Genomic DNA, 14,638 nt, shown 5'->3' with positions numbered 1-14,638 from the left:
GGAACCAGGGATCAGGCTTCAGGGATGAGATTACGCAACAAATGTTCAATCCCCAAATCCCTGTCCTAATCCCGTCATTTGGCCGGCCGATCAGCCAGCTTTGTTAACGCGCATATACCATTCGACGAGGCGGCGGACCTGGCGCGGGGTGTAGCCGCGTTCGGTCATGCGTTCGACGAAGCTTTCATGCTTCTGTGCGGTTTCGGTGTCCTTCTTGGAGTCGAAGGAGATGACCGGCAGGAGGTCTTCGACTTGGGAGAACATGCGCTTTTCAATGACATTGCGCAGTTTCTCATAGGACGTCCATTTCGGGTTCTTGCCCTCATTGTTCGCCCGGGCGCGAAGCGCGAATTTCACGACCTCGTTGCGGAAGTCTTTCGGATTGGCGATGCCCGCCGGCTTTTCGATTTTGGAAAGCTCGGCGTCGATCGTCGCCCGGTCGAGAAGCTGGCCGGTGTCGGGGTCTTTATAATCCTGATCCTCGATCCAGGCGTCCGCATAGGCGATATAGCGGTCGAAGAGATTCTGGCCGTATTCGGCGTAGCTTTCGAGATAAGCCTTCTGGATCTCCTTGCCGATGAACTCGGCGTAGCGGGCCGACAGCTCCGACTTGATGAAATCGAGATATTGTTTCTCGGTCTCGTCGGGATATTGCTCGCGCTTGATGAAGTTCTCGAGCACATACATGAGGTGCACCGGATCGGCGGCGACCTCGTCGGTGTCGAAGTTGAAGGTTTCCGACAGCACCTTGTAGGCGAAGCGGGTCGAAATCCCGTCCATGCCTTCGTCGACGCCGGCGGCGTCGCGATATTCCTGCATGGTCTTGGCTTTCGGATCCGTGTCTTTCAGCTTTTCGCCGTCATAAACGCGAAGCTTCGAATAGAGATTCGAGTTTTCATGTTCGCGAAGGCGCGTGAGGACCGAGAAGCGCGCGAGAAGATCGAGCGTTTCCGGCGCGCAGGATGCGTTGGCGAGTTCGGAATGCGCCAGCAGCTTTTCGTAAATCTGGCGTTCTTCGGTGACGCGCAGGCAGTACGGCACCTTGATCACATTGATGCGGTCGAGGAACGCCTCATTGTTCTTGTTGTTGCGGAATTGCTGCCACTCGCTTTCGTTGGAGTGGGCGAGAATGATGCCGCTGAACGGAATGGGGCCCAAGGCTTCGGTGCCGACATAATTGCCTTCCTGCGTCGCCGTTAAAAGCGGGTGCAGGACCTTGATCGGCGCCTTGAACATCTCGACGAATTCCAGAAGGCCTTGGTTCGCGCGGCACAGCCCGCCCGAATAGGAATAGGCGTCGGTGTCGTCCTGGGAGAAATGTTCGAGCTTCCTGATGTCGACCTTGCCGACAAGGGCCGAAATGTCCTGGTTGTTTTCATCGCCCGGCTCAGTCTTGGCGATGGCGAGCTGGCGCAGTTTCGACGGGAAGACGCGCACCACCTCGAATTTCGAGATGTCGCCGCCGAACTCGTCGAGGCGCTTCACCGCCCAGGGGCTCATCAGGCCCGTCAGGCGGCGCTTTTCAATGCCGTATTTCTCTTCGAGCAGGCTCTGCAGCTCTTGCGACTGGAAGAGGCCGAGCGGGCTTTCGAAGACCGGCGAAATCTCGTTGCCGGCTTTCAGGACATAGATGGGATATTCCTCCATCAGGTCTTTCAGGCGCTCGGCGAGCGAAGATTTGCCGCCGCCCACGGGGCCGAGGAGATAGATGATCTGGCGTTTTTCCTCGAGGCCTTGCGCCGCGTGGCGGAAGAAGGAGACGATGCGTTCGATCGTGTCCTCCATGCCGTAAAAGCCTTCGAAGGCTTCATAATGGCGAATGGTTCGGTTCGAGAAGATGCGCGCCAGGCGCGGGTCCTTCGACGTGTCCACAAGCGTCGGTTCGCCGATGGCTTTGACCATGCGTTCGGCGGGCGTTGCGTAAAGCATCGGATCGTCGCGCGCCGCCAGCAGGTAATCCCTGAGGCTCATCGCCTCTTGTTTGTGTTTGGTGTAGCCCTCGGAAAAAATGTCAAAGACATCGAGAGATTGTTCAGTCATGATCGCACGCTCACTTCTCACTCGCTCTTCGCGGGGCCCCGCAGCCCTTTTTTGAAATTAAAAAAGGCGCTGGCCAAAACCAGCGCCCCCCGCACCCATTACGCAACTCCGCCTTCAAAACCGGCGCGCTCAAACTCAAGCGCCTTTCGCATCTTTGGCAAACCCTTTTTATCGATATGGTTTGCGTTCGACAGAAAGCAAGAACGGCGCGCCGTCTTTTCATTCGCATTCATGTGATTGCAATAAGGCATGTCGTTCGCCCGCCCTGTCAGTCGATACTCTTCGCCGTTTTCGTTTCACCGCTCTCCGTCTTGTTCCCGTGCCCGCCTCAGCAAACCCTGACCCCATCGCGTTTTCTAAAACGCGAAACAAGGTTAACCGAAGGCCCCCTAATATTTCGTTTCGTATTGTTTGTTCGTGATTGGATAAGATAACATCAAAAGCGAATCGTTGCGATAGCTAAATAGCGCTTCAATGCGTTTGCGAACAGTTTTATTGTCGCCGGAATGCGCATGCGTCGGTCTGCGCCGCGTGACATCGTCTTGCTTGTTTTTAGCGGCTTCCGCCAAGGCGGCGGAGGAGAACGGCTCATTGTTTTCAGGCGATTAGCGCTTCGCTGCGCCGACTGCTAATTCTCTCATTTACGCCGCGTCAATATTCATTGACGTTTCCCCAACGTTTTTTTCGTCAGGCGCGGCGCGATTGGACCGCCGGACATGGAGAAAGACGATGACGCTCGCCACGGCGGAAAAGAAACACCAGACTGAGGCGGCTGCGTAAAAATAGGCGAGGACGGTGACAACGGCCCCCAGAAGCGTCGCCGCGCCGAACATCACCACATAAAAATGGCGCGACAAGAAGAGCGGCGCAACCGTCGCAAGGAGATAGAGCGCCAGGAGGCGGCGTTCGAATTCGTGATCGGTTGCATAGCGCAGGCCGTCCGCAACTGCGCTCACGGTGTAATGATGGAAGATGAGAATATAGGCGAGCGTCCCGGAGACGAGGACCCCCGCCGCCAAGAGGACCCACAGGCCGGGACGTTTCCTGTCCTTCTCCATCGCGATGACGCTTGCGGGGATATAGACGGGCCAGAGCACCTGCGCGATCAGCAGGAAGGCGACGACAAGCGCGTTCGGAACGGCGTCTCCCTGATTGAGGTGCAGCCAGATCGCGCCTTCGATCGTCTGATGCGCGGCGAAGATAAGCGGGATGGCGGCGAACGCCATGTCGCGCGGTTTCGGTTTCTGGGCGAGCGTCGCCGCGCCGACGGCGCCGAGAACGGCGGCGGCGGTGAAGCTGGCGGTTGCCGAAAAGCACATGAGGGCGAGGTTAGCCGCGCCCGTTCCCGGCGTCGAATGGTTTCCCTTGGCCGCGGTTGGCTTATTCCACGGGCGCGGCGCTGGAGAGCAGGTCCTCGCCCTGTTCGCGGCGTTCCTCGGCGACCTTTTCCTCAAGATGGGTGTCCGGGGCGATATTCTGCGCCGCCGGACTTTTGGGCTTGCGCGGCGGTTTCGGTTTTTCTGGCGGCGTCGGGGCGGTCCTGTCGGGCCGGGTTTCCCTGAGGATCGCCGGAGCGCTCTCGTCGAAACGCAGCCGGTAGATCGGCTCGGGCAGGGCGAAACCCGCCTCTTCGAGCGCGTCCTTGGCGGCGGCGAGGGCGAGGCTGCGGGATTTGGCGAAATCGGCTCCGCGCTGGTCGATCCAGGCGGCGAAAAAGATGACGATGTTGGAATCGCCGACGGCGCGGATGAAGCCGAGCGGCGGCGGGTCCTTCAGGACGAAGTCCAGCGCCGCGATCGCCGCGACGCCGGTGTCGATGGCGGCGATCGGGTCGTCGTCGGCGTCGACCCCAAGTTCGAAATCGAAACGGCGTTCGGGATTGCGGGTGTAGTTCAAAATCACTGCCTTGAAGACGGCGGCGTTCGGGATGCGCAAATGGTTGCCCTCTAACGTCATCAATATTGTGGCGCGCGAGGTCAGGCGGATGACGCGGCCTTCCTTGTCGTCAATGACCACATGATCGTTGGGACGAAAGGGCTGGCGCAGGGACAGCATGATCGAAGCGATGTAATTTTCGATCGTGTCGCGCACGGCGAAGCCGACGGCGAGGCCGATCACGCCCGCAGCGCCGAGAAAGGCGCCGAGAAACGCCGTCGCGTCGAGAAGGCTGAGCATGGCGATTGCGCCGAGCACGATGAAAAGCCCCCGCGCGGTGGAGCCTGCGATTTCGGCGATGAAGGCGTTCGGCGTGATGCGCCGCCATAACGCGCCCCAGCCGGAGACAAGCAAGCCGAAGGCCGCAATGGCGAGAAAAACGATCAGCGCCATCAGAAAAAGCGGCAGCGAGCGCGCGCCTTCGCGCAGGACGTTTTCCACTTGTCCGAGCGCCGGCGTGACGCGGGTGGAAACGGAAACGTCCCGTTCGATTTCATTTTCGACGGTGACGACGCCGTTGATCCGCGCCGCGATGGATTCCGCCCGCGTTGCGGCGTCGGCCGTGGCGGTCTCGCCCGACAGCGTCACCACCCCGGCGGAGACCGACGCGTCAACGTCCTTCAGGGAATCGATCTCGGCGAAAATGCCCTCGATGCGCGCGGCGATGTCCGCGTCGCCGGCGCCCGGCGGCGCCGCTTCAATGACGGGGTCGGGATCTTCCGCCGGCGCGTCCTGTGCAAGCGCAAGGGCGCCCGCGGCCATGAAGCCCGCCAGTCCGGCCGCAATAATTCTCAATAATCTCGCCATGCCCGCAGCATAACACATGCTTGCGGGGGATGGTTGCCGCGGGGGCCAAGCGCGGCCGTTAAGAGAGGACGGAGCCTTAAAAACAAAAAAGACGAAGCCCCGTGCGGGAGGCTTCGTCTTTTGCTTGATGCGCGAGGGGGACTTTTCGCGCGAGACTGTTAAGGCGGCTCAGGCGTTATCCGCCCGCCGGCGCCGGCTGACGGCGCCAAACGCGGCGACGCCTGCGAACATCAGCGGGAAGGCCGCCGGCAGGGGCGTTTCGAGAACCGGATCGCCCGGGCCGCCGTCGGCGTCCGCGAGAGAGAAGGTCAACTCGCCGTTCTGGCCGCCATGGTAACCGGTGGTCCTCGCCAGCCCGTAAACAGTGAAACGCCAACCGTAATTGTAGAATGCCTCAGAAGCGGCGGCCACAAGGGTCGCATCGCCAAGGCTGCCGGTTCCGAAATCGAGCGTCAATTTCGCCCCGTGCGCCGGCCGTCTGGCGGCTGAGCCTGCGACATTGAAGTAATCATACTGCGAGTTCAGCGTCAGCACATTAGCGGTGAGGCTTGCTGTCGTCGTGACGTCGTCGTCCGGCTCCGTGCCGTCCAGATCATAGATCGACGTGCGGCCGCCCGGTCCGGGCAAGTAACTGGTCAGGGTCGCGTCAAGGACAGCGTTTGTGTCGCTGTCGAAGCTGATCGTGCCGGACAACAGGCCGCCGCCGGGCAGCGCCGCGGGGGTGCCGTCAAGATTGTTCTGATAGGACGAGAAATTATGAGAGATCTCGTAAGTCAGGACCGCCGCCTGCGCGCCGCCGGCCATGACTAAGGATGCCGCCAGGGCGGCGACTTTGGATTTCATCTTCATGCGGAATACTCCCCACGCATTACTCAACAGTGATCATGCGCAAGGAGATATACCGGGCGGGCGGCGCGTGATTGTATAAAATAGACATAACGCCGGTTAACCAGGATTTTGTCCGAATTGTACGCCGCCGGACGATGCGGGCTCAGCGCGCCAGCGCCTCGTCGATCAGTTTCGCCGTCGCGCCGGCGCCGTAGATCTTGGTGAAGGGGCCCATGCGCGGGCCCGCTTCCTGGCCGAAGACCACTTCGTAAAGCCCTTTGAACCAGTCGCGGATGTTTTCGAAGCCTTGCGCTTTGCCCGCATCGAAAACCGCAGTCTGGTAGTCGTCTTCGGATCCGTCTTCGCCGATTTCCTTCAGTCGCGCCGAGAGCATTTCAAGCGCCGCGCGCTCTTTGTCCGTCGGTGAGCGGAATTTTTTGGTCGGCTTGATGAAGCGTTCGAAATAGCGCTCCGCATAGCCGATCATGGCGTCGGCTGCGGCGAATTCCGCGTCGCTCGCATCGGGGCGATATTTGCGGATGAACCCGCGGATCGTCTCGGCCTCGGCGGATCCGCAGGCGCTGACGAGATTGAGCAGCATGGCGAAATTCACCGGCGGCAGGACCGCCGGCGGTTTGCCTTCGTGAATATGCCAGACCGGATTGTCGAGCGCCTTGCCGCCTTCCTGGCCCGCATATTTTTCAAGATGCGTCCAGTATTCGTCCGCCGTTTTCGGAATGATGTCGAAATAGAGCTTCTTCGCCGATTTCGGATTCTGGAACATGTAAAGCGACAGGCTTTCCGGCGAGGCGTAGGTGAGCCACTCCTCGATGGTGATGCCGTTGCCCTTGGTCTTGGAAATTTTCTTGCCTTCTTCGTCGACAAAGAGCTGATAGTTGAAGCCCGCCGGCGGTTCGGCGCCGAGCGTTTTGACGATGCGGTTCGATAGGCGCACGGATTCCGTGAGGTCTTCGCCCGACATTTCATAATCGACGCCGAGCGCGTGCCAGCGCCCGGCCCAGTCGACTTTCCATTGCAGCTTCGCCGCGCCGCCCGCGACGCTCATGCGGGTTTTCTCGCCGTCTTCGTCCTCGAAAACGACTTCGCCTTTTTTTGCGTCGATCTCGAGCATCGGGACGTAAAGAACACGGCCCGTCTTCGGCGAGATCGGCAGGATCGGCGAATAGCTGGCGCGCCGTTCTTCGCCGAGCGTCGGCAGGATGATCTCCATCACCTGATCGTAACGCTCCAGAACGCGGATCAGCGTGTCGTCGAACGCGCCCTCGCGATAGCAGTCGGTGGACGACATGAACTCGTATTGGAACCCGAACTGGTCGAGGAAGGCGCGCAGTTTGGCGTTGTTGTGGTGGGCGAAGCTTTCATGCTCGTCCCACGGGTCCGGGACGACGGTAAGCGGCTTTTGCAGATAGTCGCTGAGCAGTTCCTGGTTCGGCACATGGGGCGGGACTTTGCGCATGCCGTCCATGTCGTCGGAAAAGGCGATGAGGCGCGTTTCGCGGCCCGTGAGCAACTCGAAGGCTCGGCGCACCATGGTGGTGCGCGCCACCTCGCCGAACGTCCCGATATGGGGCGGGCCCGACGGGCCGTAGCCGGTCTCGAACACCACCGGCCCGTCCTTTTTCACCTTCTCCATGCGCTTGATCAGGGAGCGGGCTTCCTGAAACGGCCAGCTTTTGGCCTGGGCGGCGTCTTCGGCGGTGAAATCTTTGATCTGCAGGGCGGTCATCGGGGGTGCTTTCGGGAACAAAAGAGAAGGGAGGTTTAACGCCGCAGGCGCCAAGGTCAATGACCGCCCCGAACAGGTTTTGGCCGGCTTTCGCTCGCCGCTTCGCCGCGGTTGCCGTTTCCCCGCCCCGCCGCTAGGTTCCGGGCGAACCGATCCCGCCCGTTCAGACAGGAGCCTTTCCATGGCCGGCAGCCTCGCCAATCTCACCCCTCAGGAAGCGGTCATCTATCTGATGGTCATGACGTCGGCTTCCGACGGCTCCATCACGGATGATGAGCTCAGAACCATTGGCCGGGTGGTGCGGTCTTTTCCCATGTTCTCCGAGTCCGACGAAAACGGGCTGGTGGCGATGGCTGAAGCCTGCGGCGAGTTGATGTCGTCGGAGGGCGGGCTTCACAAGGTGCTTGAATCCGCGGCCGCGGCGCTGCCGGATTTTCTCAGCGAGACGGCTTACGCCGCCGTTGTCGACGTGGTGACCGCGGACGAGAAGCTCGACGTTACCGAAATCCGCATTCTTGAGCTTATTCGCGATGCGCTGCGCATTAGTGACGACGGCGCCGCCGCGATCGAACATTCGGCCCGGGCGCGGCACATGACGCTCGAAGGGGCGTCCTGATCCGAAAAGGATCATAACCGGTGGAAGCGGCGAGCGCGTCTTTTCTTTCGGCCTCAAACCTCGTTTTGATGATTGTCGCCCTTCTTTGTCTGGGCGTCTTCTTTCATCCCAAGCTGAGGACGTCGCCGTCCTGGCGGGCGACGGTGACGCCGCTCGCCTCGATCATCGGCTCTGGCTTCCTGGTGGCGGGGCCGATCCTCGCCCATGCGGCCGGGACGAAAGCCTGGATCGCGATGAGCGGGCTGTGCCTCATCGCCTATCTCTTCGGATCGGCGATCCGTTACAACATCGCTCATGTGGAGCCGGCGCTGGCGAAGGGCCATACGAAAACCGTCTCCATCTTGGAGCGCGCCTCGCAAGGCACCCTGTCGCTCGCCTATTTCATTTCCGTCGCCTATTATATCAATCTCTTCGCCGCTTTCGGTCTTCGTTTCGGGGACATCACCGATCCTTTCTGGATCCGGATCATCGCGACCGTGGTGATCGCGTTTCTCGGCGCCATGGGCGGCGTCGGGGGCCTGCGCGCCCTCGAACGGCTCGAGGTCGCCGCCGTGGGCCTCAAGCTTTGCGTCATTGCGGGGCTTCTCGCGGCGCTTGGCCTTGCGACGGGGCTGATGCTTGCGGGCGGCGATTTCGCCTGGACGGCGCCGGCGCATCCTCATGGCTGGGCGGAGTTCAAGATCCTCTTAGGGCTTGTCATCCTGGTGCAGGGCTTCGAGACCTCGCGCTATCTCGGCGACGAATATGACGGCGAAATGCGTGTTAAAACCATGCGCCGCGCCCAATGGCTGTCGACGGCGATCTACATTTCTTTCGTCCTCTTGATCACCGGCTATTTCAAAAACGGCTTGCCGGAAGAGGGCGGGGAGACGGCGATCATCGACATGCTGGCGCCCATCGGCGCGGCGGCGGCGCCGATGATCATACTCGCCGCGCTCGCTTCGCAGTTTTCCGCGGCGGTCGCGGACATGAATGGCGCTGGCGGGCTGTTGTCGGAAACGGCGAAAGGCAAGGTTTCGGTGAAAGCGGGCGATGTCACGACGGCGGTCGTGGCGATCGCGATCATCTGGGCCGCGAACATCTATGAGATCATCGCCTACGCCTCGAAAGCGTTTGTCCTCTATTACGCCCTGCAATCGCTGCAGGCGGCGCTCGCCGCGCGGCGCAACAAAAATTATGGTCTGATGGCGCTGTTTGCTTTCTGCGTGGTTTTGGCGGCCGCGATCGTCATCTTCGCCGCCCCGGCGGATGTCTAGCGGATCTTTTCTGTCAGCCCTTGCACGAGCGGAAAGAGGCCAAACAGGATTTGCCCTGCAAGGCCGAGGGCGCCGGGCGGCGACCTCCAAGCAGCGATCTGGTCGGCGAGGGAGCGCCCGAAACCGTAAAGCCCAAGCAGAATTTCCGCAGCGATCAACAAAGCGAACGCAATAGCGCCCATCCCAAGCCGCGAGACAAGCGCCGAGGGGACATTGAAACGCCCGATCCAACAGCGGCAGAAAAGCCAGCTCGCGGCGAGGATGAAAGGCGTTTCGAGAAGAACGGCGCCGAGCGCGCCGAGATGCGGTTCGATTAGGAGGACCCGGATCGTCCCGAGCATGAAGCCGACGGCGAAAACCGACAGAAAATAGACAAGGCCGGCTTTCAGCGCGCTCATCTGAGCAGCGCCCAACAGACGCTGGCGACGACAAAGGCGACAATGATATTGAGCCCGGCGCCTTCGCGCGCCATGCGCCCTATGGAGACGCGGCCCGTGCCGTAAATGATGGCGTTCGGGGCCGTCGCCACGGGCAGCATGAAGGCGCAGGAGCAGGAGAACACGGCCGGGATCATCAGGAGTTCCGGTTTCATGCCCGCGCCCGTCGCGACCGCGGCGAGGAGCGGCATGAGGAGGTTGGCCGTCGCCGTGTTCGATGTGACTTCGGTGAGGAATGTCACCGAAAGGCAAAGGCCGAGCATCATCAAAAACACCGGCGCATTGGCGAGCCCTGACAATTGATCGCCGATCAGGACGTCGAGGCCGCTCGCGCGAAAGGCGCTGGCGATGCAGATGCCCCCTGCAAAGAGGAGCAGCATGCCCCAGGGAATGTCGCCCGCCGTCTTCCAGTCGAGGAGCGCGCTGCCCTTGCCGTTCGGGACGAGGAACATGAGGACGACGGCGAAGATCGCGACGGTGGAATCCCCGGCGTCCTCCATGCCGAGGAGGCCCGACCAGCCGCCGAAGGGTTCGATGCGCGTGATCCACAGGGCGATGGCGATTGCGAAGACGATCAGCGTGCGTTTTTCGTCCGTGCGCCACGGGCCGGGATCGGGGAGCGCCGGGGTTTTGACGCCGGCAAGCGAGCGCGTCAGGTAAAGCGCCATCAGCGGCAGGCCGACGATGACGACCGGCAGGCCGATGCTCATCCATTGCAGGAAGGAATATTCCTCGCCGGTGGAGAGCAGGAAATTTTCCGCGAAAATGAGATTGGGCGGCGTGCCGATGAGGCTCGCTGTGCCGCCGAAGGACGCCGCATAGGCGATGCCGAGCAGCAGCGCCGGGCCGAGCTTCGGATCGTTCGTGCGCGCCAGGATCGCAAACGCCATGGTGGCGAGCATCAGCGTCGTCGCGGTGTTGGATATCCACATGGATAACACCGCCGCCGCGACCATGAAGCCGATGACGAGGCGGCGGCCCGTGCCGCCCACCAGCTTGATCATGTAAAGCGCAAGGCGTTCATGGGCTCCCGAGCGCTCCAGCGCCTTCGACAGCATGAAGGACGCCATCAGGAGGACGATGACGTAAGAGCCGAGCGCGGCGGCCGCCTCACGCTGGTCGAGGACCCCGGCGAGAGGGAAGAGCGCGAAAGGAACCAGCGACGTCGCCGGGATCGGCAGGGCCTCGCTCACCCACCAGAAGGCGGTGAGCGCCGTGATCGCGATGGTGGCCGTGACCGGCTGATCGAGGCCGGCGGCGTAGGACAAGAGAGCGGCGAGGGCGGCGAAGAGGGCGCCGCCAAGAAGGCGCATGGGTTTCATGGGCGCGCACTTTGTCCTTGCTCGCCGCCCGCGTCCAGCTTGACGCCATGAAGACTGGCGCTGGACCCTTTTGGCGCAGCGCGCTAGGGGAAGCCCCATGTCAAAACCCCGACCGGAATTCGTCTACAGGCTGGCGAGCGCCGCCGAATGGCGCGAAGCGCAAGCGAGCGGCGTCGCGCCCAAGCGCGATATCGACCTCAAAGACGGCTATATGCATCTGTCGACGAAGGAGCAGGCGCTTGAAACCGCGCGGCTGCATTTCGCTGGCGTCGACGATCTTCTGGCGCTGGAAATCCCGCTGGCGCCGATCGCGGACGATGTGAAATTCGAGCTTGCGCCGAAGCGGGGCGAGGCCTTCCCGCACCTATATCGCGATCTGCGCCGGGAAGACGTGGCGGCCGTCATCCCGCTCCGGCGCGACGGCGAGGGCTTTTCTTTCGGAGAGCCGCAGTGAGGACGCCGGTCTGGCTGGCCGAGCTGGGGGCGAAGGTCCTGGGCGCAGTGGATGCGGAAACCGCCCATTACCTCACCATCCGCATGCTGAAAGACGGCTGGGGACCGAAAGTCTCGCTTGAGACGCCGCACCTCGCCATGGAGGTGGCCGGGCTTTCCTTTCCGAATATTCTGGGCCTCGCCGCCGGATTCGATAAGAATGCGGAGGCCGCCGACGCGGCGCTCGATCTCGGTTTCGGTTTTGTGGAAGTCGGCGCCGTGACGCCGCGTCCGCAAGAGGGCAATCCGCGCCCGCGCGTTTTTCGCCTGCGCGCCGATGCGGGCGTTATCAACCGCTATGGCTTCAATAATGACGGGCTCGAGGTGGTCGCGGCGCGATTGAAAGCGCGCGAGCGCAAAGGCATTGTCGGCGTCAATCTCGGCGCCAATAAGGATTCAGAAGACCGTGCGGAAGATTACGTCACGGGCGTCAGGGGGCTGGCCGGGCTCGTCGATTTTTTCACGGTGAACATCTCCTCGCCCAACACGCCGGGCTTGCGCGCGCTGCAGGGCAAGTCGACGCTCGAAGAACTGATGCGCCGCGTTCTGACGGCGCGGGACGACGCGGCGCCCGGAACGCCGGTGTTTTTGAAAATCGCGCCGGATCTCGCCGACGAAGACAAGGCGGACATCGCCGATATCGCGCGCGCCACGGCGCTCGACGGGCTGATCATCTCCAATACGACCATCACCCGCGCCCCGAATTTGCGCAGCGCGAAGGCGGAAGAGAAAGGCGGCCTCTCCGGCAAGCCGCTTTTCGCCATGTCGACAGCGCTGTTGAAAGAGTTCTACGGGACTGTCGGCGCGGAGGTTCCGCTCATCGGCGTCGGCGGCGTTTCTTCGGCGCGGGACGCTTATGAAAAAATCCTCGCCGGTGCGTCTCTCGTGCAGCTTTATACGGCGCTCGTCTATGAAGGGCCGGGCCTGCTTTTGCGCATTCTCAATGAGTTGCCCTCATATCTCGATGCGGATGGGTTTCAGACCATCGCCGAGGCGGTGGGCGCCGCCGCGCGTTAATTCGCGAAAGATTTTTCGATGCGCGGCAGCCAGACCATGAGGGTCGCCGCGCGCAACAGGAAATAGATTGAGAACGCCGCCCAAAGCCCATGATTGCCCCACTGCCCGGCGAACCAGAGCGAGGCCGGGATAAAGATGAAAGCGGACACGATCATCGAATCGCGCATTTCCGTCGCTCGCGTCGCGCCGATGAAAATTCCGTCGAGTTGAAAACCAATGACCACCATCAGGGGGCTGACGATCACCCATGGCATGTAGGTTTTCATGGCCGCGCGGATCGGTCCTTCCGGCGTTAACAGCGCGATCAGCGGATCGCCCGCGAGCCAGTAGAAAAGAACGAAGGCGACCGCCGCCGCGCCGGCGAGGATGAAAGTCTTGCGCACGGCCATGACGTAGCGCGCCTTCGCCGCAACGCGGTCGCGCGCCCCCCCCTTCTTTCGTCCTAGGGCTTGGCCGACGAGCGTCTCCGCAGCGATCGCCGTGCCGTCGAGGGCCAGCCCCGTAAACAGAAAGAGCTGCAACAGCGCCTGGTTGGCGGCCAGCGTCGCGTCCCCGAAGGCGCCCGAGCGCTGCACGAACCAAGCGAAGCAGAAGGCGAGAAGGAGCGTGCGGATAAAGATGTCGAAATTGATCGACAGGGTGCGTTTGACGCGCGCGGGATGCCAAAAATTATCCGGGCGCCAGTGCGCGGCGATCCCGCCATGGCTTTTCATCACGGAAAGAACGAAAAGGACGGCGACAAGAAAGCCGGTGATTTCCGCGATCAGCGTGCCCGCGGCGACGCCGGCCGCGCCCCAGCCGAGCCCCACCACGAACCAGTAATCGAGCGCGATATTGAGCGCCGTCATGAACACGCTGACGGCCATCAGGTAATCCGTGCGCCCACGCGCAGTCAGCCAGCCGAAGGCGGCGTAGGAGGCGAGGGCGAAAGGCGCGCCCCAGATGCGGATGTCGAAATAGGTCCGACCATTGGAAAGGGTTTCCGCGCTCGCCTCCGATCCGGTGGAAAGGAGCTCGAAAGCGAAATAGCCGATGGGGAGTTGCAGGGCGACAAGCGCGAGCCCGACCGCGCCGCCGATCATGGCCCCGCGAATGAGGGAGGCGCGCGCTTCCGCCTCGTCTTCGCCGCCCGCGGCTTGCGCGGTGAGCCCCGCAACGCTCATGCGGATGAAGCCGAAAGTCCAGTAGGCGAGCGAGAAGATCACCGAGCCGAGCCCCACGGCGGCGATGTCGAGCGGGCGCGCCGACTGGGCCAGCGCCCAGACGTCGACCGCGCCCAGAAGCGGCGTCACCGACGCGGCGACCGAGGCCGGCCAGGCGAGGCGCAGGATGGCGCGATAGGAAATTGTGTCGGCGCTTGCGGTCATCTCTTCCGCCTAATCGCTCTCGCGCGGCTTGTCACCTCGGGGCGAACGGCGGACAATGGCGGGCAATGAGAGAACAATGGGAGCAATGGGAGTCGCCGCCGGGGGGCACGGGCAACAAGCTCGACTCATCGGAAATCGGCGCGCTCGCCCATCTTTACCGGGGCGAGGTCTATCGCTCGACCATCTGGCGCACGCGGCTCGACAACACCACCAACTGGTCGGTGGTGACGCTCGGCATCGCGCTGTCGATCACTTATGCGACGCCGCAGGCCTCGCCGCTGCCGCTCCTCTTGGTCGGCATTTTAATCTGCATGTTTCTCATTTTGGAATCGCGGCGCTACCGCTATTTCAATGTCTGGCGCGCGCGCTGCCGCTGGATTGAAACGAATTTCTACGCGCCTTTGCTGCTTCGCTCGGCGCGTCCCGATCCGGGCCAGTGGCAGGACGTTCTGGCGAAGGATTATCTGACGCCGCAATATCATATCGGCTTCTGGCGGGCCATGGGCCGGCGCTTGCGCCGCAACTATATGTGGATATTCGCTTTTCAGGCGATCGCATACGCCGGCAAGATCATCATTCATCCGACGCCGATTTCATCCGTAGACGAGCTTTTCACGCGCATGGCGGTGGGACCGTTTCACGGCTCGTTCATCCTCGCGCTGGGGATCGTCTTTCACGCCGCTTGGATTGTCCTAGCGCTCCGCACCTATCATCTCGACAAGCTTGTCCACAGCCGCCGCGAGGGCGTTGGCGGCATGGGCTAGGTTGGGTTTG

Annotated in this window: 13 protein-coding genes; 5 read left to right on the top strand and 8 right to left on the bottom strand. The window is 62.0% G+C overall.

From position 1 onward, the window contains the following. Window positions 1-90: 90 nt before the first annotated feature. The 5 genes from CW354_RS05860 to CW354_RS05835 all read right to left on the bottom strand — a co-directional run bounded on the left by CW354_RS05860 (window position 91) and on the right by CW354_RS05835 (window position 7,357). Window positions 91-2,040 (bottom strand): PrkA family serine protein kinase, encoded by a 1,950-nt coding sequence (locus CW354_RS05860; RefSeq protein WP_104829121.1) that lies wholly within the window; start codon window positions 2,038-2,040, stop codon window positions 91-93. Between the two features lie 641 nt (window positions 2,041-2,681). Beyond that, a complete protein-coding gene (locus tag CW354_RS05850) occupies window positions 2,682-3,359 on the bottom strand; it encodes a DUF6629 family protein (protein WP_104829119.1) in 678 nt (225 codons plus the stop codon). Between the two features lie 61 nt (window positions 3,360-3,420). Next, window positions 3,421-4,770 carry a mechanosensitive ion channel domain-containing protein gene (locus CW354_RS05845; RefSeq protein ID WP_207764689.1) on the bottom strand — a complete coding sequence of 450 codons (1,350 nt, stop codon included), beginning with the start codon at window positions 4,768-4,770 and terminating at the stop codon, window positions 3,421-3,423. A gap of 180 nt (window positions 4,771-4,950) precedes the next feature. Beyond that, complete coding sequence (locus CW354_RS05840; RefSeq protein ID WP_104829117.1) at window positions 4,951-5,631, bottom strand: VPLPA-CTERM sorting domain-containing protein; 681 nt, start codon at window positions 5,629-5,631, stop codon at window positions 4,951-4,953. 142 nt (window positions 5,632-5,773) lie between these two features. After that, on the bottom strand, window positions 5,774-7,357 hold the full coding sequence (locus tag CW354_RS05835; protein ID WP_104829116.1) for a lysine--tRNA ligase: 1,584 nt from the start codon (window positions 7,355-7,357) through the stop codon (window positions 5,774-5,776). Between the two features lie 181 nt (window positions 7,358-7,538). On the opposite strand from CW354_RS05835, the gene CW354_RS05830 reads away from it, so the two are divergent. Together CW354_RS05830 and CW354_RS05825 are read left to right on the top strand one after the other, a co-directional pair. Continuing rightward, window positions 7,539-7,973, top strand: a complete 435-nt coding sequence (locus CW354_RS05830; protein ID WP_104829115.1) for a tellurite resistance TerB family protein — start codon at window positions 7,539-7,541, stop codon at window positions 7,971-7,973. A gap of 20 nt (window positions 7,974-7,993) precedes the next feature. Then, a complete protein-coding gene (locus CW354_RS05825; protein WP_104829114.1) occupies window positions 7,994-9,229 on the top strand; it encodes a hypothetical protein in 1,236 nt (411 codons plus the stop codon). Here the strand turns inward: CW354_RS05825 and CW354_RS05820 are convergent. Both CW354_RS05820 and CW354_RS05815 read right to left on the bottom strand, forming a co-directional pair. Then, complete coding sequence (locus tag CW354_RS05820) at window positions 9,226-9,627, bottom strand: hypothetical protein (protein ID WP_133162197.1); 402 nt, start codon at window positions 9,625-9,627, stop codon at window positions 9,226-9,228. The genes CW354_RS05825 and CW354_RS05820 overlap by 4 nt on opposite strands. After that, entirely contained in the window at window positions 9,624-10,988 is a 1,365-nt protein-coding gene (locus CW354_RS05815; protein ID WP_104829112.1) for an SLC13 family permease, read from the bottom strand. The genes CW354_RS05820 and CW354_RS05815 overlap by 4 nt, the downstream gene beginning before the upstream one ends. A gap of 97 nt (window positions 10,989-11,085) precedes the next feature. Between CW354_RS05815 and CW354_RS05810 the strand changes: the two genes are divergently transcribed. After that, window positions 11,086-11,442, top strand: coding sequence for a DUF952 domain-containing protein (locus CW354_RS05810; protein WP_104829111.1), 357 nt, complete (start codon window positions 11,086-11,088; stop codon window positions 11,440-11,442). Continuing rightward, window positions 11,439-12,497: a quinone-dependent dihydroorotate dehydrogenase gene (locus CW354_RS05805; protein ID WP_243396320.1), complete on the top strand. Its 1,059-nt coding sequence runs from the start codon at window positions 11,439-11,441 to the stop codon at window positions 12,495-12,497. The genes CW354_RS05810 and CW354_RS05805 overlap by 4 nt, the downstream gene beginning before the upstream one ends. Here the strand turns inward: CW354_RS05805 and CW354_RS05800 are convergent. Then, window positions 12,494-13,864 carry an MATE family efflux transporter gene (locus CW354_RS05800; protein WP_104829110.1) on the bottom strand — a complete coding sequence of 457 codons (1,371 nt, stop codon included), beginning with the start codon at window positions 13,862-13,864 and terminating at the stop codon, window positions 12,494-12,496. The genes CW354_RS05805 and CW354_RS05800 overlap by 4 nt on opposite strands. Window positions 13,865-13,929: 65 nt before the next feature. Between CW354_RS05800 and CW354_RS05795 the strand changes: the two genes are divergently transcribed. Further along, window positions 13,930-14,628, top strand: coding sequence for a DUF2270 domain-containing protein (locus CW354_RS05795; protein WP_104829109.1), 699 nt, complete (start codon window positions 13,930-13,932; stop codon window positions 14,626-14,628). Window positions 14,629-14,638: the final 10 nt, after the last annotated feature.

It is taken from the genome of Hyphococcus luteus (assembly GCF_002943565.1).
Classification (GTDB): domain Bacteria; phylum Pseudomonadota; class Alphaproteobacteria; order Caulobacterales; family Parvularculaceae; genus Hyphococcus; species Hyphococcus luteus.
This window is presented reverse-complemented; position numbering and strand designations above follow the sequence as displayed.